General features: G+C 38.6%; 1 protein-coding gene and 2 pseudogenes. 1 reads left to right on the forward strand and 2 read right to left on the reverse strand.

The features are described from left to right. Positions 1-116: 116 nt before the first annotated feature. A pseudogene (locus L1D50_RS22910) lies at positions 117-678 on the forward strand (transposase); the annotation flags it as partial. Positions 679-909: 231 nt separating this feature from the next. Here L1D50_RS22910 and L1D50_RS23605 read toward each other — a convergent pair. Together L1D50_RS23605 and L1D50_RS22915 are read right to left on the reverse strand one after the other, a co-directional pair. Further along, positions 910-1011 (reverse strand): annotated as a pseudogene (locus tag L1D50_RS23605) (transposase); the annotation flags it as partial. Positions 1012-1124: 113 nt separating this feature from the next. After that, positions 1125-1472 carry a RidA family protein gene (locus L1D50_RS22915; RefSeq protein ID WP_128727543.1) on the reverse strand — a complete coding sequence of 116 codons (348 nt, stop codon included), beginning with the start codon at positions 1470-1472 and terminating at the stop codon, positions 1125-1127. Positions 1473-1770: the final 298 nt, after the last annotated feature.

The following is a 1770-nucleotide window of genomic DNA, read 5'->3' on the forward strand; positions in this document are numbered from 1 at the left end:
AATGAAAATCAACTAAAAGCTCATCGCAAATTCAAGTCCGAAGCAGCGAAAAATAGTGACGGTAGTGTTTAGAAACCGTAGTCATTTCAGTATTATTAAGAAAACAGGAATAACACATAACTGAATCTTTCGACTTCAACAAAGCATTAGCTGAACTTCAATCTGGTAAAGACTTAACTGGTGAAGATGGCATTTTAACGCCACTCATTAAACAATTAGCAGAAGCAGTCCTACAAGCAGAGCTAGAGCAATACTTAGGAATTGATCTACAACTAAATCGCAAGAACGGCACTAGCAAGAAAACGATTAAATCATCCGTAGGTCAATTTGAGTTTGAAGTGCCAAGAGACCGTACTGACTAGTTTGAGTCACGACTGGTTAAGAAAAATCAACCTGAAATTGACCAAAAAATACTATCCATGTTTACGTTAGGCATGAGCTATCGGGATATTCGAGGCCATGTGCAGAAGGTGTATGGTATTGAAATTCCAGAAGCCACCATTACAGGAGTAACTGACCAGCTAATTCCAGAGCTTAAAGCGTGGCAATCACGAAGTTTTGATACGCTGTATCTGTTTCATCTGGCTTGATGCTAGTCACTATAAAATCAAAGAGAACGGCCGCTACTTTAGCAAGGCGGTTTACACAGTACTTGGAATTAATATCGATAGAGAAAAGTAAGGAGGAAAATAAAGAGAAAATAAGTGACACCCACCACTATTAGCATCCAAACTGAGGAAGTGAAGTAAAAAGCATATAAACACTCCAGTAACTTTGGCCAAAAACGTTTATTGATAGGCCAATTTTTAGCGCCTAAGTGTATCTTTACACTAAAACAGGGTTATCGCGCACGACAACGCGCTGCAAATACAGCAGTAAGAAATTCTAGAATTGAGAATGTGAGTTTTACTAAGCCAGCAAGTGCTCGCAGTTTGTTAGGTTTGTCCGTCTTTGTTTTTGCAGTGTTTCACAGTAGGCAGTTATTGTTCGCTCTCAGCCCGCTGCGCCATGTGTTGTGGTTCAATAAACCGGACGCTGCTGCGTCAAATACGATCAATACCTAAAAATCAAATCTGACAGATTAACAGTAAGCCTTGTCTAAACTAGGCTTATATTTTTTTAGACTAGACTTCTGCAGCGACCACCGAAATCTCAACAAGCAATGCATCACGAGCCATGCTAGCTTCTACACAAGCGCGAGCTGGCGCATAACCTTCAGGAACCCATGCATCCCACACTTCGTTCATTTCTGCAAAATACTTCATGTCTTTAATATAAATTGTCGCAGAAAGAATGTGTTTGCGGTCGCTGCCTGCTTGAATAAGTAGCTCATCAACTTTCTCAAGCATGGTTTCAGTTTGTTCTTTAATTCCTTGTTCTGCGTCCTTACACACTTGGCCACATAAATAAATGGTACCATTGTGTTTTACAATTCGGCTCATTCGTTGTTTGGTGTCAATTCGTTCAATCACTGTTTTTCCTTTCTAATCGTTACTGTAATCGGCAAGTCTAGGCTGAAATGTTATCTTTTTTTAATAAGATGAGCCACTTGCTTGGTATTGGTTTTTATGAAAAACAACGACGGTTAATACCAGTTGTATTAAGTAAATGATCTATCTTGAAGCGGGGAAATAGCTTTAGTAGCAAGACAAAAATTTTGCTATTTAGTTGTTCTAAATGAGAAATTTTTAATGAAGCTAATATGCTATTTCACCCCTCAAATTGATTAGAGAATTAATTCAATTGGTATAAGTACTACCCATACAAACC

Origin of the sequence: Pseudoalteromonas sp. Isolate6, assembly GCF_022398435.1 — a bacterium.
Taxonomy (GTDB): Bacteria; Pseudomonadota; Gammaproteobacteria; order Enterobacterales; family Alteromonadaceae; genus Pseudoalteromonas; species Pseudoalteromonas galatheae.